The sequence below is a fragment of the Streptomyces sp. NPDC093109 genome, from assembly GCF_040701725.1.
Taxonomy (GTDB): domain Bacteria; phylum Actinomycetota; class Actinomycetes; order Streptomycetales; family Streptomycetaceae; genus Streptomyces.
This window is the reverse complement of sequence record NZ_JBFBEZ010000074.1, coordinates 1-21,341: the sequence shown is the minus strand read 5'-3', so window position 1 is coordinate 21,341 and position 21,341 is coordinate 1. Positions and strand designations below refer to the sequence as shown.

At 71.2% G+C, this 21,341-nt stretch carries 20 protein-coding genes, 1 tRNA gene and 1 pseudogene; 14 read left to right on the top strand and 8 right to left on the bottom strand.

All coding sequences use genetic code 11. From position 1 onward, the window contains the following. Positions 1–134: 134 nt before the first annotated feature. Positions 135–1,055 (bottom strand): AEC family transporter, encoded by a 921-nt coding sequence (locus AB0389_RS36775; RefSeq protein ID WP_366399935.1) that lies wholly within the window; start codon positions 1,053–1,055, stop codon positions 135–137. A gap of 137 nt (positions 1,056–1,192) precedes the next feature. Continuing rightward, a complete protein-coding gene (locus AB0389_RS36770; protein WP_366399934.1) occupies positions 1,193–2,500 on the bottom strand; it encodes an MFS transporter in 1,308 nt (435 codons plus the stop codon). A 326-nt stretch (positions 2,501–2,826) separates the two neighbouring features. On the opposite strand from AB0389_RS36770, the gene AB0389_RS36765 reads away from it, so the two are divergent. The 3 genes from AB0389_RS36765 to AB0389_RS36755 all read left to right on the top strand — a co-directional run bounded on the left by AB0389_RS36765 (position 2,827) and on the right by AB0389_RS36755 (position 5,657). Then, a complete protein-coding gene (locus AB0389_RS36765; protein WP_366399933.1) occupies positions 2,827–3,774 on the top strand; it encodes a 5-dehydro-4-deoxyglucarate dehydratase in 948 nt (315 codons plus the stop codon). A 2-nt stretch (positions 3,775–3,776) separates the two neighbouring features. After that, complete coding sequence (locus tag AB0389_RS36760) at positions 3,777–5,048, top strand: glucarate dehydratase family protein (RefSeq protein WP_366399932.1); 1,272 nt, start codon at positions 3,777–3,779, stop codon at positions 5,046–5,048. A 141-nt stretch (positions 5,049–5,189) separates the two neighbouring features. After that, entirely contained in the window at positions 5,190–5,657 is a 468-nt protein-coding gene (locus AB0389_RS36755) for an ATP-binding protein (RefSeq protein WP_366399931.1), read from the top strand. Between the two features lie 159 nt (positions 5,658–5,816). On the opposite strand, the gene cobF is transcribed toward AB0389_RS36755, so the two are convergent. Further along, positions 5,817–6,602, bottom strand: a complete 786-nt coding sequence (cobF, locus tag AB0389_RS36750) for a precorrin-6A synthase (deacetylating) (protein ID WP_366399930.1) — start codon at positions 6,600–6,602, stop codon at positions 5,817–5,819. Positions 6,603–6,753: 151 nt separating this feature from the next. Here cobF and AB0389_RS36745 point away from each other — a divergent pair, with 151 nt between their 5' ends. Genes AB0389_RS36745 through AB0389_RS36735 form a run of 3 tightly spaced genes read left to right on the top strand, consistent with a single transcriptional unit; the run spans position 6,754 to position 9,568 of the window. Next, positions 6,754–7,473 carry a (Fe-S)-binding protein gene (locus AB0389_RS36745; RefSeq protein WP_366399936.1) on the top strand — a complete coding sequence of 240 codons (720 nt, stop codon included), beginning with the start codon at positions 6,754–6,756 and terminating at the stop codon, positions 7,471–7,473. Further along, the gene (locus tag AB0389_RS36740; protein ID WP_366399929.1) at positions 7,470–8,912 is read left to right on the top strand and encodes a LutB/LldF family L-lactate oxidation iron-sulfur protein; all 1,443 of its coding nucleotides are present in this window, start codon (positions 7,470–7,472) and stop codon (positions 8,910–8,912) included. The genes AB0389_RS36745 and AB0389_RS36740 overlap by 4 nt, the downstream gene beginning before the upstream one ends. Then, complete coding sequence (locus AB0389_RS36735; protein ID WP_366399928.1) at positions 8,909–9,568, top strand: LUD domain-containing protein; 660 nt, start codon at positions 8,909–8,911, stop codon at positions 9,566–9,568. Before AB0389_RS36740 ends, AB0389_RS36735 begins: the two co-directional genes overlap by 4 nt. A gap of 42 nt (positions 9,569–9,610) precedes the next feature. Here the strand turns inward: AB0389_RS36735 and AB0389_RS36730 are convergent, their stop codons facing one another. Beyond that, positions 9,611–10,114: a DUF309 domain-containing protein gene (locus AB0389_RS36730; RefSeq protein WP_366399927.1), complete on the bottom strand. Its 504-nt coding sequence runs from the start codon at positions 10,112–10,114 to the stop codon at positions 9,611–9,613. A 105-nt stretch (positions 10,115–10,219) separates the two neighbouring features. Here AB0389_RS36730 and AB0389_RS36725 point away from each other — a divergent pair. The 3 genes from AB0389_RS36725 to AB0389_RS36715 all read left to right on the top strand — a co-directional run bounded on the left by AB0389_RS36725 (position 10,220) and on the right by AB0389_RS36715 (position 12,602). After that, positions 10,220–10,293, top strand: a tRNA-Pro gene (locus AB0389_RS36725). Positions 10,294–10,558: 265 nt separating this feature from the next. Next, on the top strand, positions 10,559–11,884 hold the full coding sequence (locus AB0389_RS36720; protein ID WP_366399926.1) for an MFS transporter: 1,326 nt from the start codon (positions 10,559–10,561) through the stop codon (positions 11,882–11,884). Between the two features lie 79 nt (positions 11,885–11,963). Continuing rightward, positions 11,964–12,602: a DJ-1/PfpI family protein gene (locus AB0389_RS36715; protein WP_366399925.1), complete on the top strand. Its 639-nt coding sequence runs from the start codon at positions 11,964–11,966 to the stop codon at positions 12,600–12,602. Positions 12,603–12,719: 117 nt separating this feature from the next. Here AB0389_RS36715 and AB0389_RS36710 read toward each other — a convergent pair whose 3' ends face one another. Then, positions 12,720–13,604, bottom strand: coding sequence for a LysR family transcriptional regulator (locus AB0389_RS36710; RefSeq protein WP_366399924.1), 885 nt, complete (start codon positions 13,602–13,604; stop codon positions 12,720–12,722). A gap of 112 nt (positions 13,605–13,716) precedes the next feature. Between AB0389_RS36710 and AB0389_RS36705 the strand changes: the two genes are divergently transcribed. Together AB0389_RS36705 and AB0389_RS36700 are read left to right on the top strand one after the other, a co-directional pair. Beyond that, positions 13,717–15,354, top strand: a complete 1,638-nt coding sequence (locus tag AB0389_RS36705; protein WP_366399923.1) for an amidohydrolase — start codon at positions 13,717–13,719, stop codon at positions 15,352–15,354. Positions 15,355–15,429: 75 nt separating this feature from the next. After that, positions 15,430–16,617 carry a M20 family metallopeptidase gene (locus AB0389_RS36700; protein ID WP_366399922.1) on the top strand — a complete coding sequence of 396 codons (1,188 nt, stop codon included), beginning with the start codon at positions 15,430–15,432 and terminating at the stop codon, positions 16,615–16,617. A gap of 129 nt (positions 16,618–16,746) precedes the next feature. On the opposite strand, the pseudogene AB0389_RS36695 reads toward AB0389_RS36700, so the two are convergent. Further along, positions 16,747–16,872: pseudogene (locus tag AB0389_RS36695) on the bottom strand (CoA-transferase); the annotation flags it as partial. After that, positions 16,869–18,056 (bottom strand): thiolase family protein, encoded by a 1,188-nt coding sequence (locus tag AB0389_RS36690; protein WP_366399921.1) that lies wholly within the window; start codon positions 18,054–18,056, stop codon positions 16,869–16,871. The pseudogene AB0389_RS36695 and the gene AB0389_RS36690, both read right to left, overlap by 4 nt. Positions 18,057–18,104: 48 nt before the next feature. Between AB0389_RS36690 and AB0389_RS36685 the strand changes: the two genes are divergently transcribed. After that, the gene (locus AB0389_RS36685) at positions 18,105–18,953 is read left to right on the top strand and encodes a LysR family transcriptional regulator (RefSeq protein ID WP_366399920.1); all 849 of its coding nucleotides are present in this window, start codon (positions 18,105–18,107) and stop codon (positions 18,951–18,953) included. 153 nt (positions 18,954–19,106) lie between these two features. Here AB0389_RS36685 and AB0389_RS36680 read toward each other — a convergent pair whose 3' ends face one another. Continuing rightward, on the bottom strand, positions 19,107–20,159 hold the full coding sequence (locus tag AB0389_RS36680) for a cyclase family protein (RefSeq protein WP_366399919.1): 1,053 nt from the start codon (positions 20,157–20,159) through the stop codon (positions 19,107–19,109). 196 nt (positions 20,160–20,355) lie between these two features. Between AB0389_RS36680 and AB0389_RS36675 the strand changes: the two genes are divergently transcribed. Then, a complete protein-coding gene (locus AB0389_RS36675; RefSeq protein WP_366399918.1) occupies positions 20,356–20,796 on the top strand; it encodes a nuclear transport factor 2 family protein in 441 nt (146 codons plus the stop codon). Positions 20,797–20,840: 44 nt separating this feature from the next. Then, positions 20,841–21,239, top strand: a complete 399-nt coding sequence (locus AB0389_RS36670) for a nuclear transport factor 2 family protein (protein ID WP_366399917.1) — start codon at positions 20,841–20,843, stop codon at positions 21,237–21,239. Positions 21,240–21,341: the final 102 nt, after the last annotated feature.

The following is a 21,341-nucleotide window of genomic DNA, read 5'->3' as shown; positions in this document are numbered from 1 at the left end:
CTAGTAGCTCCGCTACGAGGGCCTCTCGGCGCCTTGCGATCGCACGCACCACGCCCCGCTCCCTGATCCAGATCACAACCCCACACAGGCCCTAGCCGGTACGTACACCGCCCGGTACGTACCCGAGGCGGCCCTCAGCCGAGCAGCGCCGCGATCACCACCAGGACCGGGACCGACGCCACCGTCGACAGCAGAATCGATTCGCGCGCGAGCCGCTCGCCGACCCGGTAGCGCGAGGCGTACGTATAGAGGTTCTGGGCGGCGGGCAGCGCCGAGGTGACCACGACATCGAGCAGCGCCGCGCCGTGCAGCCCGAAGACGCCCGCCCCCAGCGCCCAGGCCGCCGCAGGCATGCCCACGGCCTTCAGCCCGGCCGAGAGCAGCACGGCGAACCGGTCGGGGCCCCGGCCCGGCAGCGCGCTGCCGCACAGGGAGATCCCGAAGGCCAGCAGCACCGCGGGCACCGACATGTTGCCGATCAGGACCAGCGGATCGAGTACGGGCCCGGGCACCGTCCAGCCGGCCGCAGCGACGAGCACGCCCAGCAGCGAGCTGGCGCCCACCGGGTTACGGAGCGGGGTGGTCACCCGCTGCCAGACCGAACGTTTCTCCGCGCCGCCCGACAGGTCGAGCACCGTCAGCGCGATCGGGGTGGCGACGAGCTGCTGGAAGAGCAGGACGGGCGCCACCAGCGAGGCGTCGCCGAGCACGTACACCGCGATCGGGATGCCCAGGTTGCCGGCGTTCACATAGCTGGAGCAGAGCGCCCCGATCGTGCTGCGCCCCACGTCCCAGCGGCGGACCAGGGCGACCGCGAGAAACGCCCCGGCCGCCGCCGCGGTGCTGATGGCGGTGATCAGCAGCCTGCTGGAGAGGATCACCGACAGGTCGGCCCGGGCGAGCGTGGTGAACAGCAGGGCGGGCGTGGCGACATGGAAGGCCAGCTTGGTGAGCACCTCACGGCCGTTGTCCCCGAGATACCGGCGCCGCCCGATGACGTAGCCGACGCCGATGACCACCGCGATGACGGCGAATCCGGTCAGAACTCCCTGCACGGCATGTTCCCGTCAGGTGAAGCGGCGGCGGTCGGCGGCGGCGCGAATAGATGGATCATGCAGCCACTTTTACGGGGAACGGCGCGCGGGGTCAACGTGATCTCGCGCACCGGTACGGGATCGCCCCGCCGCCTCCCTCAGCGCGCTTCGCCCGTCGCGACCTGCCCCTGGACGGGGGCGGCTGCCGCCGCACCGGAGCCCGAGCCGGAGCCCGCGTCGGCCGCCCCGTTGCCCGGCCGTCGTATGAACGCGACTCCCAGCGCCGCCAGGATGGAGGCCGCCGCGAGCCCGTACAGCCCGCCGTTCGTCGTGCCGGTGGTGTCCTTGAGATAGCCGAAGAGCGTGGGGGAGACGAAACCGCCCAGGTTGCCCAGGGAGTTGACGACGGCGAGCCCCGCCGCGGCGATCTTGAGATCGAGCCCGGACTGCGCCATCGGCCAGAACAGGGTGGCCGCGCACTTCCCGCCGATCGCGGCCAGGGTGATGGCGAGCAGCCCGAACCAGGGGGAGCCCATGGTGGCGAGGAAGGCGCCGGTGGCCGACAGGACCAGGGCGATCGCCAGATACGGACGGCGGTCGGGGACCCGGTCGGTGAAGTGGCTCATCGAGTACATGGCGATGACCGCGCAGATCCACGGGATGGCGGAGAGCAGCCCGATCTGGAAGGGCGAGAGCCCGCCGATCTCGGCGACCAGGCTCGGCAGCCAGAACGTGATCGCGTACCCGGTGAGGGCCATCGCGAAGAACACCCCGGTCAGCAGCGCGACCTGGGGATGGATCAGCAGCTTGAAGCGCGACACCTTGGGGGCCCGGGCGCGGGCCGCCTGGTCCCGGGCGACCGCCGCGCTCAGCGCCTCCTTCTCCTCGTCCGTCAGCCAGCGGGCCTCGCCGATACGGGAGACGAGGAAGAATCCTGCGACGATCCCGACCACGATGGAGAAGGCGCCTTCGAGCGCGAACATCCAGCGCCAGCCCGCGAATCCGCCCAGCCCGTGCAGCTCAAGCAGGGCGCCGGTGATCGGGCCGGTGACGATGTAGGCCGTGGCGGAGCCGCCCAGGAAGATCGCGCTCGCCCGGCCGCGGCTGGAGTCGGGCAGCCACTGGGTGAAGTAGAGGAGCACACCGGGGAAGAAGCCGGCCTCGGCCACACCGAGGACGAACCGCAGGACGTAGAACGTCGTCACGTTGTGGATGAAACACATCGCCACGATCACCAGACCCCAGGTGATCATGATGCGGGTCAGCCAGACCCGGGCGCCGAAGCGCTCCATCAGCATGTTGCTCGGCACCTCGAAGAGGGCGTAGCCGATGAAGAACAGGCCCGCGCCGAGGCCGTAGGCGGTGGCGCTCACACCGACATCCGCGCGCAGCTCGTTCTGGACGAAGCCCACGTTCGTCCGGTCCATCTGGTTGACCAGGAGCATCAGGACGAGAATGGGCAGCATGCGGCGGAGGAACTTGCCGACCGCACGGCTCTCTGCGTCCGGCTCGCTCCCGGCGGGGTTCCCGGGAGCGTTCCCGGGACTCCTCGCCGGTGGCTTCTTCGCTGGGGGCTGCGGGACCATCGTTGTCTCCCACCTTCGGCGCACTGAACGTTGTTTATGTATGTGAACATCTGTCACACGAGTGGTCACGTTACGGACGCGTGTTCGTCGGGTCAATGGCTTGTTCCCGGAAATCCACCGCATGCTCGCAGGGTGCCGGACGGGTGCCCGCCGGGTGCTTGACGGGCTTCGCGACGGGTTTTAGGTTGGCTGACGGTTATATGTGTATGGATAGCTTTCACGTATATGAACGGAGTCTTATGCTTGACGGAGTGCTGTTCTTTCCGGTCACCCCGTTCGCCCCCGACGGCGGCCCACAGCTGGAAGCCCTCGAAGCCCACGTCCGGGCCGGGGTGAGCGCCGGCGCCGGCGCGGTCTTCGCCGCCTGCGGCACCGGTGAGTTCCACGCCCTGTCGGCGGGCGAACACACCGACGTCGTCCGCACCGCGGTGGGCGCGGCGAACGGTACGGTCCCCGTCTACGCCGGAGTGGGCGGCGCCCTCCCCGCGGCCGTCGCCCTCGCCGGGGCCGCGCGCGACAACGGCGCCGACGGGCTGCTCCTGCTGCCGCCGTACCTGGTCAACGCGGACCAGGCCGGACTGGTGGAGTACGTACGGCAGATCGCCGCCGCCACCGAACTGCCGGTCATCGTCTACAACCGCGCCAACGCCCGCTTCGGCCCGGGCGCCGCCGTCGAGGTCGCCGCCATCGACACCGTGACCGGCTTCAAGGACGGCGTCGGGGACATCGAGACCCTGGCCCGTACCGTCGTCGCGATCAGGCAGTCCCTGCGCGCGAGCGGGAAGGCGTTCCAGTTCTTCAACGGCCTGCCCACCGCCGAGGCGACCGTGCCCGCCTACCGGGCCATCGGGGTGCCGCTGTACTCGTCGGCCGTCTTCTGCTTCGCCCCGGAGATCTCCCTCGCGTTCCACCGCGCGGTGACCACCGGCGACGACAAGCTCGTCGACGCCCTTGAGGCCGGTTTCTTCCACCCGCTGGTCGCGCTCCGCGACAAGGTCCCGGGCTACGCGGTCTCCTTGGTCAAGGCGGGCGTACGGCTGCGCGGCCTCGACGTGGGGCCGGTCCGGCCGCCGCTGACGGAGCCCGCGCCGGACGACCTCCGTGAACTCGCCGCGCTCCTGGAGTGCGGCCTCGACCTGGTGAAGGGTGTCTGACCATGAGCGCGGAACAGCTGCGGATCTCCGCCGTCACCATCACCCCGGTCGCCTTCCGCGACCCGCCGCTCCTCAACTCCGTCGGCGTCCACGAGCCGTATGCCCTGCGCGCCATCGTCGAGGTCCACACCGACGGCGGACTCACCGGCCTCGGCGAGACCTACGCCGACGCCCGCCACCTCGACCGGCTGCGGGCCGTGGCGCAGCGGATCACCGGGCTCGACATCTACGCGACCGAGGAACTGCACCGGCGCGTCGGCGAGGTCATCGCCCGCGTCGGCGGTGTCGGCGGCACCGGGCTGACCGGCATGGTCACCAGCAGCAGCACCGTCGACCGGGTCCACTCCCCGTTCGAGGTCGCCCTGCTCGACATCCAGGGCCAGGCGTGCGGGCGGCCCGTCTCCGACCTCCTCGGCGGCGCCGTGCGCGACGCGGTGCCGTTCAGCGCGTACCTCTTCTACAAGTGGGCCGCCCACCCCGGCGCCGAACCCGACGAGTGGGGCGCGGCGCTGGACGCCGAGGGCATCGTGGCCCAGGCCCGGCGCATGGTCGACCTGTACGGCTTCACCGCGATCAAGCTCAAGGGCGGCGTCCTGCCGCCCGAGGAGGAGATCGAGGCGGTACGGGCGCTGCGCGCCGAGTTCCCGGACCACCCGCTCAGGCTCGACCCCAACGCCGTCTGGTCCGTGCCCACCTCCATCGAGGTGGGCCGGGCGCTCGACGGTGTCCTGGAGTATCTGGAGGACCCCACCCCGGGCATCGAGGGGATGGCCGCGGTGGCGCGCGAGGTGCCGATGCCGCTGGCGACCAACATGTGCGTGGTCGCCTTCGACGAACTCCACCCGTCGGTGGCCGTGAACGCCGTACAGGTGATCCTCTCCGACCACCACTACTGGGGCGGACTGCGCCGCTCCAAGCTCCTCTCCGGCATCTGCGACACCTTCGGCATGGGGCTGTCCATGCACTCCAACTCGCACCTCGGCATCAGCCTCGCGGCGATGACCCATCTCGCGGCGGCCACGCCCAACCTCACGTACGCCTGCGACACCCACTGGCCGTGGAAGACCGAGGACGTGATCGAGCCCGGCGTCCTGACGTTCAAGGACGGTTCGGTGGCGGTGCCCACCGCCCCCGGCCTCGGGGTGACGCTCGACCGCGACGCGCTCGGGACCCTCCACGAGCAGTACCTCTCCAGCGGCCTGCGCAACCGGGACGACACCGGCTACATGCGGACCGTCCACCCGACCTTCCGGGCCACGATCCCGCGCTGGTGACGCCGGTGGCGCCCGTGGGTGCGGACCCCCGGGCGCCACGTGACACCTTTCACGGATCCGGTGGGCATACCGGGGGCGTACGAGGGCATAAGGGCATCCGGGAAGCGGTCCCCCCGATCGCCCTCCGGTGTGGCAGGAGCTATGAACGAACAGATCGTCAGCGGTACGGCGTGCGCGGCCATCGCGGACTCCGTACGGCCGCTGCGCCGGGCCGGCGAGTTCAGCGGCGTTCCCGGCTGTATCGCCGAGGCCCGGCAGCTCGCCGCCCAGTTCCTCCAGCAGCTGGAGGCCGAGTGGCTCGCCGCCCTCGGCGCACGGACGACGGGCGACCTGATGCTCGTCGTCAGTGAACTGGTGACCAACGCCGAACGGCACAGCCACGGCCCGTATCTGCTGGAGCTGGAGGGCACGGACCGGCAGGTGATCGTGACGGTGTACGACAGCAGCCCGGTCCTGCCGCTCCGCTACGAACGGGATCCCGGACGGCTGGGCGGCCACGGTATGGAGATCGTGTACGCCGTCGCCGACGTGCTCACCGCCGAACGGGTGCCGGTCGGCAAGCGCGTCCAGGCGGTGTTCGACCTGGTGCGCCGCCGGGTCACGGCCTGACGCTCCCGCTTCACGGCCTGACACTCCCGCTTCACGCGTGCCCCTTGTAGCACCGCTGCGGGGGCTCTACGATGCGCACCAGGTCATGAAACGTTTCAATGCGCGTGGGCGGGTGAAGGTGTGAGGGACAGCAGCGGGACACGCCGCCGGCCCGCGCCGCTACGGCTCCCGGCGCAGCAGGTACGTGTCCATGATCCAGCCCTTGCGGGCCCGCGCCTCGGCGCGCAGCTCCTCGATCCGGCCCGCGACCTCGGAGAGCCGCCCCGACACGAGGATCTCGTCCGCCGTACCGACGTAGGCGCCCCAGAAGATGACCGGATCCTCCGCCAGGTGACGGAGGAAGGACTGCTGGGCGTCGAGCATCACCACCACGTCGTCCACCCCGTCCGGCCACCCCTCGGCCAGCCGCCGGCCGGTGGTGATCTGCACCGGCGCGCCCACCCGGGTCAGCCCGGTCCGGTGCCGGGCGGCCAGCGCCGAGACACTGCTGATGCCCGGGATCACCTCGTGGTCGAAGCGCACCGCGCCCCGCGCCAGGACCTCGTCGAGGACGGCGAGCGTCGAGTCGTACAGCGAGGGATCGCCCCAGACCAGGAACGCGCCGGTGCCGTCCTCGCCCAGCTCGTCCAGGAACGCGCGCTCGAAACCGGCGGCCCGCCGGGCGCGCCAGTCGGCGACGGCCCCGGGGTAGCCGGCGCCGTCGGCCGCGCGGTCCCGTTCGGGATCGTGGAGCGTGACCAGCCGGTGGCGGGGGCGTCCGGGGCCGGAGCGCCCGTCCCCGAGATACCGGCGCAGGATCGCGTGGCGCGCCTCGGCGAGATCCGCCTTCTCGGCGCCCTTGTCGAGCAGGAAGAACACGTCCACCCGCCGGAGCGCCTCGACCGCCTGCACGGTCAGCTGGTCCGGGTCGCCCGCGCCGATGCCGATGACACTGATCTTTCTCATCCCACCGAGTCTGCCCCATGTTCCCCGGAAAGCTCCCCGGAAAGGCCCCACCCATCGGATGTCTGATGCACCGTCACACCGCATGAGCGGCCCCCTCGCTTCCGCCCCCGCCCCCGCTTCCGCGCCCGCACGGGCGGCAGCCGCGCCACCGGTGCGCGCCGCACTGTTCGTCACGTGCGTCAACGACGCGCTGTACCCGTCGACCGGGATCGCGACCGTGAGGATCCTCGAACGGCTGGGCGTCGAGGTCGACTTCCCCGCGGCGCAGACCTGCTGCGGACAGCCGCAGTTCAACACCGGCTACCGCCGCGAGACCGAGCCGCTGGTCCGCCGGATGGTCCGGGCGTTCGACGGATACGACTACGTGGTCACCCCGTCCGGTTCCTGTGCCGCGATGGTCCGCCACCACTATCCGGGAATCGGCGGCGAGGACGCCGCCGGCCTCGCCTCCCGTACCTACGAACTGACCGAGTTCCTGGTCGACGTGGTGGGTGTGACCGATGTCGGCGCGTACTTCCCGCACACCGTCACCTACCATCCGTCCTGCCACGGACTGCGGATGCTCGGGCTCGGGGAGCGGCCCAGAAAGCTGCTGGAGTCGGTCCGCGGACTGGAGCTGCGCGAGCTGCCCGGCGCCGACGAGTGCTGTGGATTCGGTGGCACCTTCGCCCTGAAGAACTCCGATGTCTCCGCGGCCATGGGCCGGGACAAGGTCCACAACGCCGTCTCGACCGGCGCCGAGGTGCTGTGCGGCGCCGACAACTCCTGCCTCATGCACATCGACGGCATCCTGCGCCGTGAGGGTGCCGCGCCGCGCGCCGTGCACCTCGCGGAGATCCTGGCGTCGACCGAAGAGGAGCCCTGGTCATGAGCGGTACGTATCTCGGGATGCCGGCCTTTCCGGTGGCCGCGAAGGAGGCCGTGGGCAACGAGACCCTGCGCGCCAATCTGCGGCACGCCACCCACACCATCCGCGACAAGCGGGCCAGGGCGGTGGCGGAGCTGTCCGACTGGGACCGGCTGCGCGAGGCGGGCAAGCAGATCAAGGACCGGACCCTGCGCCATCTGGACCGCTATCTGCTCCAGTTGGAGGAGTCGGTGACGGCGGCCGGCGGTGTGGTCCACTGGGCGGCCGACGCCGAGGAGGCCAACCGCATCGTGGCGGACCTGGTGAAGGCCACCGGTGAGCGCGAGGTCGTCAAGGTCAAGTCGATGGCCACTCAGGAGATCGGGCTCAACGAGGCGCTTGAGGCGGAGGGCATCGCCGCGTACGAGACCGATCTGGCCGAACTCATCGTGCAGCTCGGCGAGGACCGGCCGTCCCACATCCTCGTCCCGGCGATCCACCGCAACCGGGGCGAGATCCGCGAGATCTTCCGTGACCGGATGGGCGACTGGGGCCGGGCCGCCCCCGACGGCCTCTCCGACACCCCCGCCGAACTCGCCGAGGCGGCCCGCCTCCATCTGCGCGAGAAGTTCCTGCGCGCGAAGGTCGGTGTGTCCGGGGCGAACTTCATGGTCGCCGAGACCGGCACCCTGGTGGTCGTCGAGTCGGAGGGCAACGGCCGGATGTGCCTGACCCTGCCCGAGACACTGATCTCCGTGGTGGGCGTGGAGAAGGTGGTGCCGAGCTGGCGGGATCTGGAGGTCTTCCTCCAGACGCTGCCGCGCTCCTCGACGGCGGAGCGGATGAACCCGTACACCAGCATGTGGACCGGCACCCATGACAGCGACGGGCCGCGGAACTTCCACCTCGTCCTGCTGGACAACGGCCGCACCGGCACCCTCGCCGACGAGGTCGGCCGGCAGGCGCTGCGCTGCATCCGCTGCTCGGCCTGCCTCAACGTCTGCCCGGTCTACGAACGGGCCGGCGGACACGCGTACGGATCCGTCTACCCGGGGCCGATCGGGGCGATCCTCAGCCCCCAACTCCGGGGCACGGAGAGCGAGATCGACGCCTCGCTGCCGTACGCGTCGTCGCTCTGCGGGGCCTGCTACGAGGTGTGTCCCGTCGCCATCGACATCCCCGAGGTGCTGGTCCATCTGCGCGAACGTGTCGCGGACCGGGGCGGCAAGGGGCACCGGCTGGAGAAGGCGGCGATGAAGGCGGCGGGCTGGGTCCTCGACCATCCGGGTGTGCTGGCGGCGGGGGAGCGGGCCGCTTCCCGGACCCGCGCGCTCCACCCGTCGAAGCCGCCGGGCGCGGGGGCGTGGACGGACGCGCGCGAACTGCCGGAGCTGCCGCCCGAGCCGTTCCGCGACTGGTGGAAGAAGAACCGCGGCAACGACCGTAAGGACAACGGAACATGAGCGATTCAAAGGTCACGGGCCCGGGCACGGGGTCGCGCGAGCGGATCCTCGCCCGGATCCGCGCCGCCGTGGCCGACGCGCCCGAAGTGCCGGAACCGGCCCGCGACTACCTCGACACGCACACCCCCGACAGCCGGGTCGTCGAACTCCTCGCCGAGAACCTCGCCGACTACCGCGCGCTCGTCCACCGCACCGACGACGGGGGACTGCCCGCACTCGTCGGGCGGCTGCTGGCCGAGCGCGGCTCCCGTACGGTCCTGGTCCCGCCGGGACTGCCGGCGCACTGGCTCGCCGCCACCCCCGGCACCGTCGCCCGGGTCGAGGACGACCCGCGGGCCACGGCCGGGGAGCTCGACACGGTCGACAGCGTCGTCACGGGCTGCGCGCTGGCCATCGCCGAGACCGGCACCCTCGTGCTCGACGCCTCCCCCGACCAGGGACGGCGCCGGATCACACTCATCCCCGACCACCACATCTGCGTGGTACGGGTGCCGGACCAGGTCGTCGCCTCCGTACCGCGGGCGATGCCCAGGATCGTGCCGACCCGCGCGCTGACCTGGATCTCGGGACCGTCCGCGACCAGCGACATCGAACTCGACCGGGTGGAGGGCGTACACGGACCGCGCACCCTGGAAGTCATCCTGGTCACGGAGTAGCGGCAACCCGGCGGGCGGCGGGCGCGTGGGCGCGGGGCGGGATCAGCGGCGGGTGAGCCGGGGCGCCTCCCGGACGGCGTCCACCGCCGCCCCGGCCCGCTCCACCCGCTCCGCCAGCGCCCGCGCCCACGCGGCCAGCCCGGCGACATCGATGCCGTACGGCGCGCCGGGCGCCTGGGCCGGCTCCTCGGCGTACGCGCCGACCACGCCCGCGCCCCGCCGCAGCAGCCGCGCCCCGCCGGCCGTGTTGCCCCGGGCGGCGTGCGTCAGCCCGACCGCGAGCTGGGCCATTCCCCGCCACAGCGCCCGCTCCTCCTCGGGCCCGGACTTCCAGGCGTCCTCGAACACCTCGTGCGCGTGGAACGGCTTGCCCGCGTTCAGCAGCCGCTGCGCCTCCCGCAGGGTCTCCCCGGGCGTACGCACCACCCCCTCGGGCTGCCGCTCCACCCCGGCCGCCCCGTACGGCAGTGGCCGCCCGAGCCCGTCCCGGGGGCGGGCGCTCCGAGCCCGCCCCGCGCTGTCCCGGTCCCGCCCGTCATCACCCATTCCCCGATTGTCTCCCGCCCCGGCGCCGTCCCGAACGCCGCACGGAGTGGGGTAATGTTCTCTTGCGCGGTCGGACCGGGAGAGAACCCCCGGCGAGCCGGGCACCGGGACGTGGCGCAGCTTGGTAGCGCACTTGACTGGGGGTCAAGGGGTCGCAGGTTCAAATCCTGTCGTCCCGACTTGTGTCTTTCGCAAGTCGCAGGCGGTATCGGAGAAATCCGGTACCGCCTTTCCGCGTTTCTTGGGGACCGGTTGGGGCCTCGACGCCTACTGGACCTTCACTTCGAAAGAGCCGCACCCACCGCCCGCCTATACAGCGAGCGTATATATGGCTCACATAACTCTCATTAGACGCTCGGGTGGTGGCACTGCACAATCCGTTCATGTCGTGACCACGCCGACGATCCCCGGTGTGCGCGACCGGAACGACACAGAGGAGAGGCTTTGAGTCAGAGCCGTGAAACATCCGACCTGAACGCCGCCGTCCGGCAACGGCGGGCCATGATCGGAGCATTCGCCGGTACAGCCGTCGAGTGGTACGACTTCTTCATCTTCGGAACCGCCGCCGCACTTGTCTTCGGCAAGGTGTTCTATCCGGACGTCGCCCCCGGCGCCGCTCTGCTTGCCTCCTTCGCCACGTTGTGGGTGGGCTTTCTCGCCCGCCCGCTGGGCGGTGTGGTCTTCGGACACTTCGGCGACAAGTGGGGCCGGAAGAACACACTGGTCATCACACTGATCCTGATGGGGGTGGCCACCACAGGCATCGGCCTGCTCCCCACCCATGCCACCATCGGCGTCGCCGCTCCGATCCTGCTGGTCGTCCTCCGGGCGCTGCAGGGCATGGCCGTGGGCGGCGAGTGGGGTGGCGCGGTGCTCATTGCCACCGAGAACGCCCGACCGGGCAAACGCGGGCTCGCGGGCGCGTGGGTCCAGCAGGGCTCGCCCGCCGGGGCGATCATGGCCTCGCTGGTGTTCATGCTGGTGAGCCGCCTGCCGGAGGAGCAGTTCCTGACGTGGGGCTGGCGACTGCCGTTCCTGCTCTCGGCGGTGCTCGTCGTGGTCGGACTGGTCGTACGGCTGAAGCTGGAGGAGTCGCCGGACTTCGTCGAGACCCAACGCACACGCGCGGTGGTGAAGACTCCCGTGGTCACCGTGTTCCGCGAGGTACCCGCCACGGTCGTCATCGGCATCGCGGCCTCGGTCATCGGCATCTCGCTCGCCTACTTCACGAACACCTTCCTGCTCGCGTGGACGACCGGACGCCTCGGCATCGAGCGGCAGACGATGCTCCTGGTCCTGCTGGCCGGAGCGGTACTGCAGTTCATCCTGCAGCCGCTGGCGCCGACGCTGGCGCGGCGGTGGGGGGCCAACCGGGTCATGGTCGGCGGTCTCGTGTGCGTCTTCCTGCTCGTCCCGCCGTTCTTCCTGGCCATCCAGGCGGCGAACGTCGTGGCGATCGCCATCACGACCGTGCTCTTCTTCGGACCCTCCGCGATGTACTACGCCCTGCTCGCCAGCCAGATGTCCGCGGCGTTCCCGGCCCACGTCCGCTATACGGGCGTCTCCATGTCCTATCAGCTCTGTTCGTCGCTGATCGGCGGATCGACACCGTTCATCGCGCAGGCCATCCTCAACGGCTCCGACGGCAATCCCTGGGGCGTCGCGGTGTTCCTCGGCAGCCAGGTTCTGATCACGATCCTCGGCGTCGTGCTGTTGAGCAGGCGCAGCAAGGCCGATGTCAGCCCCCCGGTCCCGGTGGCCGTCGCGTGAGCCCCGGTCACCGGACCACGACCACCTCACTTCCGCACCGGCCGGCGCCCGGCCGGACCATCCCGCTCCTGGAGGAACCATGCAGGTAGCCATCCCGCTCTACCCCCGTGTGACCGCTCTCGACGCGATCGGACCGTACGAGGTTCTGCAGCGCGTTCCCGAACTGGAGATCGTGTTCGTCGGCGCCGAGCGAGGTGAGGTCCGCACCGAGAACGGGCTGCTCGGGCTCACCGTCGACGCCACCTACGCCGATGTGCCGGCGCCCGACGTGGTCGTCGTCCCCGGCGGGACCGGCAGCCGTGATCATCTCGCGGGCGGCGCGCTGGTCGACTGGCTCCGGGCCGTGCACCCCACGACACGGTTCACGACGTCGGTCTGCACCGGCTCCCTGATCCTCGGCGCCGCCGGCCTGCTCCGCGGTCTGGAGGCGACCACTCACTGGAGCGTCCACGAGGAGCTGGCGCGGTTCGGAGCGGTGCCGGTGCACCAACGGGTGATCGAGCATCCCGCCCGGCGTGTGATCACCGCCGCCGGTGTTTCGGCGGGCATCGACATGGGTCTGCGCCTCATCTCGCAGCTGATCGACGAGACCGCGGCACAGGCCGCCCAGGTCGCCGTCGAGTACGACCCGGAGCCACCGTTCGACGCGGGGCACCCGGACAAGGTGTCCCCCGAGGTCCTCGCCCGCCTCCAGACCTACCGGCGCAACCGCGCCTGATCCCGGTCGTCGACATCTGCCGCACTGCCGGGCAGGTGTGCGGCGGGTGTGTGCCGACGCCCCGGCGGGTCCGCCGGGGCGTCGGGGCGTCGGCGACCGGGTCGAGGGGACGGTGGATCAGCCCTCGGGTACGGCGAACACCGTGGACAGGTGCCCCTTCATGAACACGGACAGCTCGCGCGCCACCTCGGCGATGTCGTCGGAGGCGTAATGCCCGGGCTCCCAGCCGGCGTAGAGGGCCGCGGTCAGCGGGTGCCCACGGTGCCGGACGGGCAGCGACACGAGCCCGAACCTGGGAGGGTCCACCACGATCGCGGGTCCGTGTCCCCGCACCGCCCTCGCCTGCGCGATCGGTGCGTTCGCCGTCGTCGCCAGTGTCAGGGCAAATCCCTCGCGCTCGGCGAGCAGTTGGATGAGCTGAAGCGCCGTGCCACCGTGGCCGGGGGTGAAGAACGGCTCGGCCACGACCGCCTCCAGCTCGACATCGTCCCCCTCGGCGAGGGGATGGCCGGGCGCCACCTGACAGAGCAGCGGAACCGTCAACAGCTGCATCCCCTGCAGGCGCTTGAGCGGCGGGCTGGTGGTGACCGCGAAGTCCGCTCTTCCGCGGAGCGTGCCGTAGACCTCGTCCGGCGGGGAGACGACGATGTCGGAGACGGCACCGCCCGCCACGATGAACGGGGCCAGGAGCATGATTCCCGTCAGCTCGGGACAGGCGACGACGAACGACCGCTCCCTGGACACCACCGCCCGCATGACATCGACCGCACGCGTCCCCCGCCGGACGAGATCGCGGGCCATGGGTTCGAGCTGCTCTCCGACCGGCGTCAGCGTCATACCGCTCGACGTCCGCCGGAACAGCTGGGATCCGATCTGCTGCTCGAGCGCCGCCAGCTGCCTCGACACCGTCGGCTGGGTACGGAACAGCCGGGTTGCGGCGAGACTCACCGAACCCGCGTCCGTCACGGCGATAAAAGCCTCGAGTTCGCGGTTCCCGTACATACGGAAAGTGTATACCCGAAACCGTAATCATCATTGGACACGCATGACGGGTTCGTCGACGATGTGGTGATTCGCCTATCAGGGTTACTGCCCCACGTTTCCTGGAGACCACATGCGCGTAGACACCCTGTTCACCAACGGCCGGATCCGTACCTTCGACGCCGGCCGACCGGTCGCACACACGCTCGGTGTGCTCCACGGCCGTATCGTCGGGCTCGACGGCGACCTCGACGGTGTGCAGGCGGACCAGGTCGTCGACCTGGGCGGCCAGCCGGTACTGCCCGGTTTCCACGACGCCCATCACCATCTCTCGCTCACGGGCCACCGGCTCGCCTCCCTGGATCTGCGCCCGGGGTCGGTGCGCGACCTCGACGGGCTCTACCGGGCGGTGCGCGAGCATGCGCGGACCCTGCCGCCGGACGCCTGGGTGCGTGGATCGGGCTACGACCAGAACCACCTCGGGGGGCACCACCCCACGGCCGAGGGGCTGGACCGGGTCGCTGATGGCCGCCCCGTCGTCCTGGAGCACGTATCCGGTCACATGATGGTGGCGAACACCCGCGCCTTCGAGCTGGCGGGCCACCCCGGTCGCGAGAACGTGCCGGAGGTGCCCGGCGGCGAGATACCGAGGGACGGGAGCGGCCGGCCCGTCGGGCTGTTGCAGGAGTCCGCGATGGGGCTGATCTTCGCGCTCGTACGCCCGATGCCGCTCGACGACGTGCAGCGCAACCTGCGCCTGGCGAGCGAGCAGGCCGTGCGGTACGGCCTCACCTCGGTCACCGAGCCGGGGATCGGTGAGATCCGGCTGGTCGGGAACTCCCCGGTCGACTACCACTCGTACCAGACCGCGGTCGAGCAGCAGCGGCTGCGGGTCCGGGTGACCCTGATGCCCTACATCACGACGCTCCATCCCTTCGCGGACCTCCCCGAGCAGGACTGGCTCGGTCTCGACCTGGGCATCCGCACCGGTCTTGGAGACGACCGACTGCGGGTCGGCCCGGTGAAGATCGTCGCGGACGGCTCGTTCATCGGCAGGTCGGCCGCCATGCACGCCTGCTTCCACGGGGAGCCGGACAACCTCGGAGTCCTGCTCCACGAGCCGGACCGGCTCACGGAGTTCGTCGTGGGGGCACACCGGGCCGGCTGGACGGTGGCCACGCACGCCATCGGCGACCGGGCGATCAGCCACGCGCTCGACGCCTTCGAGCTCGCCCAGCATGCCTCCCCCCGCCCCGGGGTCCGCCATCGGATCGAGCACTTCGCGTTCGCGACCGACGAGCATGTGGCCCGAGCGGCTCGGCTGGGCGTCGTCCCCGTACCCCAGGGTGTGTTCCTGTCGGACTTCGGCGACGGCATGGCCGAGGCCGTGGCCCCGGAGCGGGCCGACGACATCTACCGGATCGGCTCCCTGGCCAAGGCGGGCATCGTTCTCAACGGCTCGACGGACTCCCCCGTCTCGGACGCGAACCCGCTGGTTTCGCTGCACGACATGGTGAACCGGCGCACGAGGTCCGGGCGGGTTCTCGGGCCGCAGGAGCGGATCACGGTGCACGAAGCGATACGCGCCTACACCCACGGGTCGGCCTACGCCGTCGGGCAGGAGCACGACAAGGGCAGCCTGTCGGTGGGCCAGCTCGCCGACTTCGTCACCCTGGGCGACGACCTCCTTCAGATCGCCCCCGACCGGATCCGTGACCAGCAGGTCACCGCCACAGTCGTCGGTGGTGACATCGTCTTCGGCGATCTGTGATCGGGCGCTGTCCGAGCGCCGACACCCCGGAGTACACGCAGGCGTTCCCTGTCCACTTGTAGCGAGGAGATCACCATGAGCACCCCCGAGCACGCCGCCGACCGGGCTCGGGCGGCGGTGAACACCGGCCGCCTCACCGACCTGACCGTTGCGATGGTGCGGTGTGACACCCGCAATCCACCGGGGGACGAGACAGCGATCGTGCCGCTGCTGCGCGACGTTCTGCACGGGCTCGGGGCACGCACCGAGGTGTTCGAGCCCGCCCCGGGGCGGACCTCCGTGCTGGGCACCCTCGGCGCCGGGGACGGCAGCAGGCCGCGGCTGCTCATCAACGGACACATCGACGTCGTCGCCCTGCAAGCCGAGGACTGGTCGGTGCCCCCGTTCGGCGGGGTGGTGCGTGAGGGCCGGGTCCACGGCCGCGGCGCCTGCGACATGAAGGGCGGTATCGCGGCGGCGATCGAGGGGGTTCGCGCCTGTCAGGACGCGGGCGTCGAGCTCCCCTGCGACCTGCTGTTCCACCTGGTCGCCGACGAGGAGACCGGTGGCCGGTGGGGGACCGGCGCGCTGCTCGCGGCAGACCGCATCGCCGCGGACGCCGCCATCGTGCCGGAACCGAGCGAGCTGGGCGTCGGGATCGCGGAGCGCGGCACGCTGCTCGCCGAAGTCCGGGTGTTCGGCAGGGCCGCGCACGGCGGCGACCCGGCGGCCGGGCACTCCGCGATCGCCGACGCCGCCCGGCTTGTGCAGGCCGCGCACCTGGCGGACTTCGGTACCACGCCGCACCGGCTGCTCGGCAACCCGACCTGCAATGTCGGCACCATCCACGGTGGGTCGATGCCGAACATCGTCGCCGACTCCGCGACCCTGCGCCTGGACCGGCGGGTGCTGCCGGGATGGACCGAACAAGAGGTGCTGGACGGCCTCGCCGCCGTACTGGAACGGGCCGGGACCGGCATCGACCACACCGTCGAGACCCTCTCCTTCGTCGAGGGCTCCGAGCTTGACCCGGAGCACCCGTTCGTCAGGTCGGTGTGCGAGGCGGCCGGCGGCGCCCCCGTGCGCGGCCTGAACCTCGGCACCGACGCCCGGTTCCTGCGCAACGACCTCGGCATCCCGACCGTGGTCTACGGTCCTGGGTCGATGACCGTCGCGCACGCCGCCGACGAGTACGTGCCGGTCGACGAACTGTCCGCCGCGGCCCGCACGTTCGCCGCCGTGTACGCCGGGTTCGGGGGTACCGCCCCGATGCGGGCATCCTGAGTCGATCCGACCACCGCTCCAGTCGGGCGGATGCCGGTCAGGCGGCGCGGTCGAGACCGAGGCGGGCCGACAGCTCCCCGGCGGTGGTGCCGTGGGTCTCCAGGATCCTCACCTCGCCGCCGGTCGCCGGACGAGCCCGCCGACGAGGTCGGAGGGCATACCGGCCAGACCGAAGCCGCCCACCAGGACGGTGCTGCCGTCCTGGATCCCGGCCACCGCCGCGTCGGCCGTCTCCCGTACCTCGGTCCGGCTCATCGGCCGGTCTCCACGTTCTCCAGGACGATGGCGAGCGCCTGCCCGACTCCGATGCAGATCGCCGCCACGCCGTACCGCTCGCCGCGTTCGGCCAGCACCTTCGTGAGCGTCCCGAGGAGGCGGGTGCCGGAAGCGCCGAGCGGATGCCCGATCGCGAGGGCGCCGCCCCTGACGTTCACGATGCCGGGGTCGATGCCCCAGGCGTCCACGCAGGCGAGGGACTGCACCGCGAACGCCTCGTTGAGCTCCACGGCTCCGACCCGGTCCCACCCGATACCGGCCCGCGCGAGCGCCCGCTCGGCGGCCTCGACCGGCGCGAACCCGAACGCCTGAGGCTCCAGCGCGGCGGCGCCCCGGCCGGCGATCCTGGCGAGCGGAGGCAGGCCGATGAGGTCCGCCGCCGCCGCGGAGCCCAACAGGACCGCGGAGGCACCGTCGTTGAGAGGCGACGCGTTCCCCGCGGTGATCGTGCCGTCCGGGCGGAACGACGGCTTCAGCGCGGCCAGCTTCTCGACGGTGGAGCCGGCCCGGATGCCTTCGTCGCGGGCGAGTCCGGCGCCGTCGACCGGTACGACCAGATCGTCGTAGAACCCCTCGTCCCAGGCCGCGGCGGCCAGCCGGTGGGAGCGGACGGCGAACTCGTCCTGCCGCTCGCGCGGGATGCCGAACCGCTCCCGCAGCTGTTCGTTGCACTCACCCAGCGAGACCGTCCACTCCGCGGGCATCCTGGGGTTGACCAGTCGCCAGCCCAACGTCGTGGAGACCGCGGTGACATGGCCGGCGGGGAAGGCGCGGTCGGGCTTGGGGAGCACCCACGGCGCCCTGGTCATCGACTCCACTCCGCCGGCCAGGACGATGTCGGCGTCGCCCACGTCGATGGTCCGCGATCCGATGGCGGCGGCGTCGAGCGACGAGCCGCAGAGCCGGTTGACCGTGGTGGCGGGCACGGAGACGGGCAGCCCGGCCAGCAGGCCGGCCATCCGGCCGACGTTCCGGTTGTCCTCGCCCGCCTGGTTGGCGTTGCCCCACACGATCTCGCCGATCGCGGCGGGGTCCAGGCCGGGGGCCTTCGCGAGCAGGCCTCTGATCGCGGTCGCCGCGAGGTCGTCGGGTCGGACACCGGCGAGGGCGCCGTTGAAACGCCCGAACGGGGTGCGTGCGGCGGCATAGACGAAAGCAGTCATGCCGACCACGCTAAGTGCGGAACTTGATACGGTGAAGGACCGATTGAGATGCATGAAGTCCTCACCATGAACCTGCGTCATCTCGGGTACTTCATCGCCGTCGCCGACGAGCGCCACTTCGGCCGCGCCGCCGAGCGGCTCCACATGGCGCAGCCGCCGCTCTCGCAGGCGATCCGCCGGCTCGAGGCGGAGCTCGGGGTCCAGCTCCTGCACCGCACCACGCGGCGTGTCGACCTCACCGACGCCGGCCGTGCCTACCTCACGCGGGCCCGCGCGATCCTCGCCGACGTGGACGAGGCCTCCCACGAGGCCCGCCGGGTCGCGGCCGGGTCGGTCGGCCGCCTCGCGATCGGCCGCGTCGGCTCGGCGACCTACAGCCTGCTCCCGGAGCTGTCCCGGCATCTCGCGACCGAACTGCCGGGCGAGATCGACGTCGCCCTGCTGCGACCGCCGGTCGACGAGGCCCCGCTCACGGTCACACCGCTGCGGCGCGACCGGCTGGTGGTCGCGCCGCCCGCCGACCACCGGCCGACCGGGCGGAAACAGGTCCGGGTGGCGGAGCCGGTAGGCGGCGATCTCGTCGTCCACTCGGCCGACCGGCGTTCGGTGATGTACGGCGTGGTGCTCGGGCTGCTCCGGGACGCCGGCGTCGAGCCCCGTATCCGGCACGAGGTCGGCGAGACGTCCACCCCGATCACCCTCGTGGCGGGCGGCCTCGGCCCCGCGGTCGTGCCCGAGCCGGTGACCGCGCTCGCGCTCGCCGGTGTCGTCCACCGGCCGCTGGTACGCCCGGCAGCCACCGCCGGCCTCGCCGTCGCACACCGGCCGGCCGTACGGAGCCGCATCTGGGCCGGACGGTCGATGTCGTCCGCCGGATGTTCCCGTCCCTCCCGGTGAATCGGTTTTGGACCGAGCGATACACATTGTCGGCACGGCAGTTCACCGGAGCGATCCCGACGTTCGTGGCGTGAGCGGGCGAGGGGGGGGCGAGGGGGGGGGCGAGGGGGGAATGTGCCGTCCCTCGCCCGCCCACAGAACCTCGCGCCGCTGTCAGACGGTGGCGACCGGCGTCAGCGGACTGCCCTGCGTTCCGGGGAGGTTCAGCGGGGGCGCGGTGAGCAGGAAGCGGCTGCGGCCGTGCTCGCGCAGCCAGGCCGCGAGGTCGTTGAGGTACCAGAGTTCGCCGAGCGGAACGCCGAGTTTGAACAGGCAGAGGTGGTGGATGGGCAGCAGGGTGTGCGGGCCCTGGTCCCGGGCCGCGTTCACACCGACACCCTCGACGGCGTAGTTGTCGGCGATCAGCCCGGAGATCCCGGAGTCGGCGATCCAGTCGAGCAGCGCCGGGTCGCCGGCGTCGAGATAGGCGGCTGTCCGGTGGATCGCCACGGGGTCGGGGTTCTTCTCCCAGGCGAGGATCTGGGTGGCGAAGCCCGTGTGGAGCAGGAGCATGTCGCCCGGCTCCACCACGACGTTGTCGGCCGCCATGATGTCCTGGAGCGTCTTCAGGTTCACCGGCTGGAAGCCCGTGCCGAGATGGTGGGCGATGTCGACGAGGACGCCGCGGCCCTGGACACCGTGTGCCGCCATGTGCTCCAGGCCGAGGTGGGCGGCGTGGCTGAGGCTCCCGCTGCCGTCGCCCTTGACGTCTTCCCGGGGACCGACGATGTCGGTGCCGGGACGGTAGCCGTTGTAGTAGACGGGCTCGGCGACGCCGTCACCGTCCGCGTCGAACTCGGCGCCCTGGTGGGCGAGGGCGTCCCACTGCGTGGAGTACTGAAGCCACAGGGTCACCACATCGTCGGACCAGACGTCGATGAGCTGCGGGTCGATCTCCTTGCTGGCCACGACGTTGTAGAAGACGTCCTGGTTGTGCCGCAGATCCTCGGTGGGCCTGAGGACGGGCGGGTAGCGGCGCTGGTTGAGCGCCGAACCGCCCGGGTAGTCCAGCGGCAGGCTGAGGCTGAAGGTGATCCCGTGCTCGACCTCGCGCACGCCCTGCAGCACCTTCTCCGCGGTGATCAGATTGACGCGGCCCAGCTCGTCGTCCTCGCCCCAGTCGCCCCACGTAGAGCCCGGTGGCCGCTGCTTCCAACGCTTCGTCACGACAACAACTCCTCGCGTAGCTGACGATCCCCGTCGACCGTCGTACGCATGCTAGGGAGATTGTACCGAGTGGTCAATAAAATGATTCATTAAACTTCGCACAGCACTTCCCGGAGGTGGAACGCTGGAATAGACTCGGCGGTCGAAAGATGAGTTCAGTAAACCCGCAGAGCACTTCCTGTTCCGGGAGAGTCGAATGAACGAATCCACTCACGCATCGGTGGTGGCGGGCGTCCGCGCAGTCATCGCCACGCACGCCCAGGCCCAGGACGCCGGCCGTACCGATGACGTGGTCGCGCTGTACGCGCCCGACGGGGTCCTCGAACTGCCCGGCGCCGCACCCGTCGAGGGCCATGACGCGCTCCGCGTGGCCTTCGCGGGCTGGAAGCCGGCGCGGCCCCAACTGCACCTCACCGGCAACATCGTTGTCACCGCCAGGGGCGAGGACGAGGCGACCGCGGTCAGCGACGTGACGTACTTCCACCGCGGTGACGGTGAGCCGGGAGAGTCGGGCGAGTCGGGTGAGCCGGGCGTTTCCGGCTGGACGGTACAGATTGTCGGCCGGTACGAGGACACACTGCGCCGGTACGACGGCGCCTGGCGGCTGACCCGAAGGGCCTCGGCCTTCCAGGCGTAGGCGCGGGCCCCTTCCCATTCCCCGATCCCTGTATGGAGTTGACGATGAGCACATTCGCCGACGCGTCCACCGCGGCCCATGTCGAGGCCGCGATCGCCGCGTACGCCCAGGCGCTGGACGCCGACCGGGTCGACGACGTCGCCGCCCTGTTCTGGCCCGACGGCGTGGCCGAGATCGCGGGCGTGGGCACCTTCGAGGGCGACGAGGCGATCCGGGCCGGATACGCGGGATTCGCGCCGGCGCGGCCGCAGCTGCACCTGGTGGGCAACACCGTGGTCACCGCGGCGGCGGAGGACGAGGCGGTGGCCGTGAGCAATCTGGCGTTCTTCCAGCGCGGAGAGTCCGGCTGGGCCGTCCAGCTGGTCGGCCGCTACGACGACGTGCTGTGCAGGCGGGACGGCGAGTGGCGGTTCCAGCGCAGGGTGACGACGTTTCTTCCGTAACCCCCGTTAGGGCCTGTGTGGGGTTGTGATCTGGGCTCGCGGGGCGTGGCACGCACGCTCGCGGCGTTGCCGAAATGCCCTAGTAGCTCCGCTACGAGGGCC

Coding starts and splice junctions, on each gene's coding strand:
- AB0389_RS36730 (WP_366399927.1), bottom strand. CDS start 10,114: ATGGGTGATGACGGGCGGGACCGGGACAGCGCGGGGCGGGCTCGGAGC.
- AB0389_RS36770 (WP_366399934.1), bottom strand. CDS start 2,500: ATGCTGCCCATTCTCGTCCTGATGCTCCTGGTCAACCAGATGGACCGG.
- cobF (WP_366399930.1), bottom strand. CDS start 6,602: ATGAGAAAGATCAGTGTCATCGGCATCGGCGCGGGCGACCCGGACCAG.
- AB0389_RS36740 (WP_366399929.1), top strand. CDS start 7,470: ATGAGCGGTACGTATCTCGGGATGCCGGCCTTTCCGGTGGCCGCGAAG.
- AB0389_RS36765 (WP_366399933.1), top strand. CDS start 2,827: ATGGATAGCTTTCACGTATATGAACGGAGTCTTATGCTTGACGGAGTG.
- AB0389_RS36690 (WP_366399921.1), bottom strand. CDS start 18,056: ATGACTGCTTTCGTCTATGCCGCCGCACGCACCCCGTTCGGGCGTTTC.
- AB0389_RS36685 (WP_366399920.1), top strand. CDS start 18,105: ATGCATGAAGTCCTCACCATGAACCTGCGTCATCTCGGGTACTTCATC.
- AB0389_RS36760 (WP_366399932.1), top strand. CDS start 3,777: ATGAGCGCGGAACAGCTGCGGATCTCCGCCGTCACCATCACCCCGGTC.
- AB0389_RS36710 (WP_366399924.1), bottom strand. CDS start 13,604: ATGTACGGGAACCGCGAACTCGAGGCTTTTATCGCCGTGACGGACGCG.
- AB0389_RS36675 (WP_366399918.1), top strand. CDS start 20,356: ATGAACGAATCCACTCACGCATCGGTGGTGGCGGGCGTCCGCGCAGTC.
- AB0389_RS36700 (WP_366399922.1), top strand. CDS start 15,430: ATGAGCACCCCCGAGCACGCCGCCGACCGGGCTCGGGCGGCGGTGAAC.
- AB0389_RS36755 (WP_366399931.1), top strand. CDS start 5,190: ATGAACGAACAGATCGTCAGCGGTACGGCGTGCGCGGCCATCGCGGAC.
- AB0389_RS36715 (WP_366399925.1), top strand. CDS start 11,964: ATGCAGGTAGCCATCCCGCTCTACCCCCGTGTGACCGCTCTCGACGCG.
- AB0389_RS36670 (WP_366399917.1), top strand. CDS start 20,841: ATGAGCACATTCGCCGACGCGTCCACCGCGGCCCATGTCGAGGCCGCG.
- AB0389_RS36735 (WP_366399928.1), top strand. CDS start 8,909: ATGAGCGATTCAAAGGTCACGGGCCCGGGCACGGGGTCGCGCGAGCGG.
- AB0389_RS36705 (WP_366399923.1), top strand. CDS start 13,717: ATGCGCGTAGACACCCTGTTCACCAACGGCCGGATCCGTACCTTCGAC.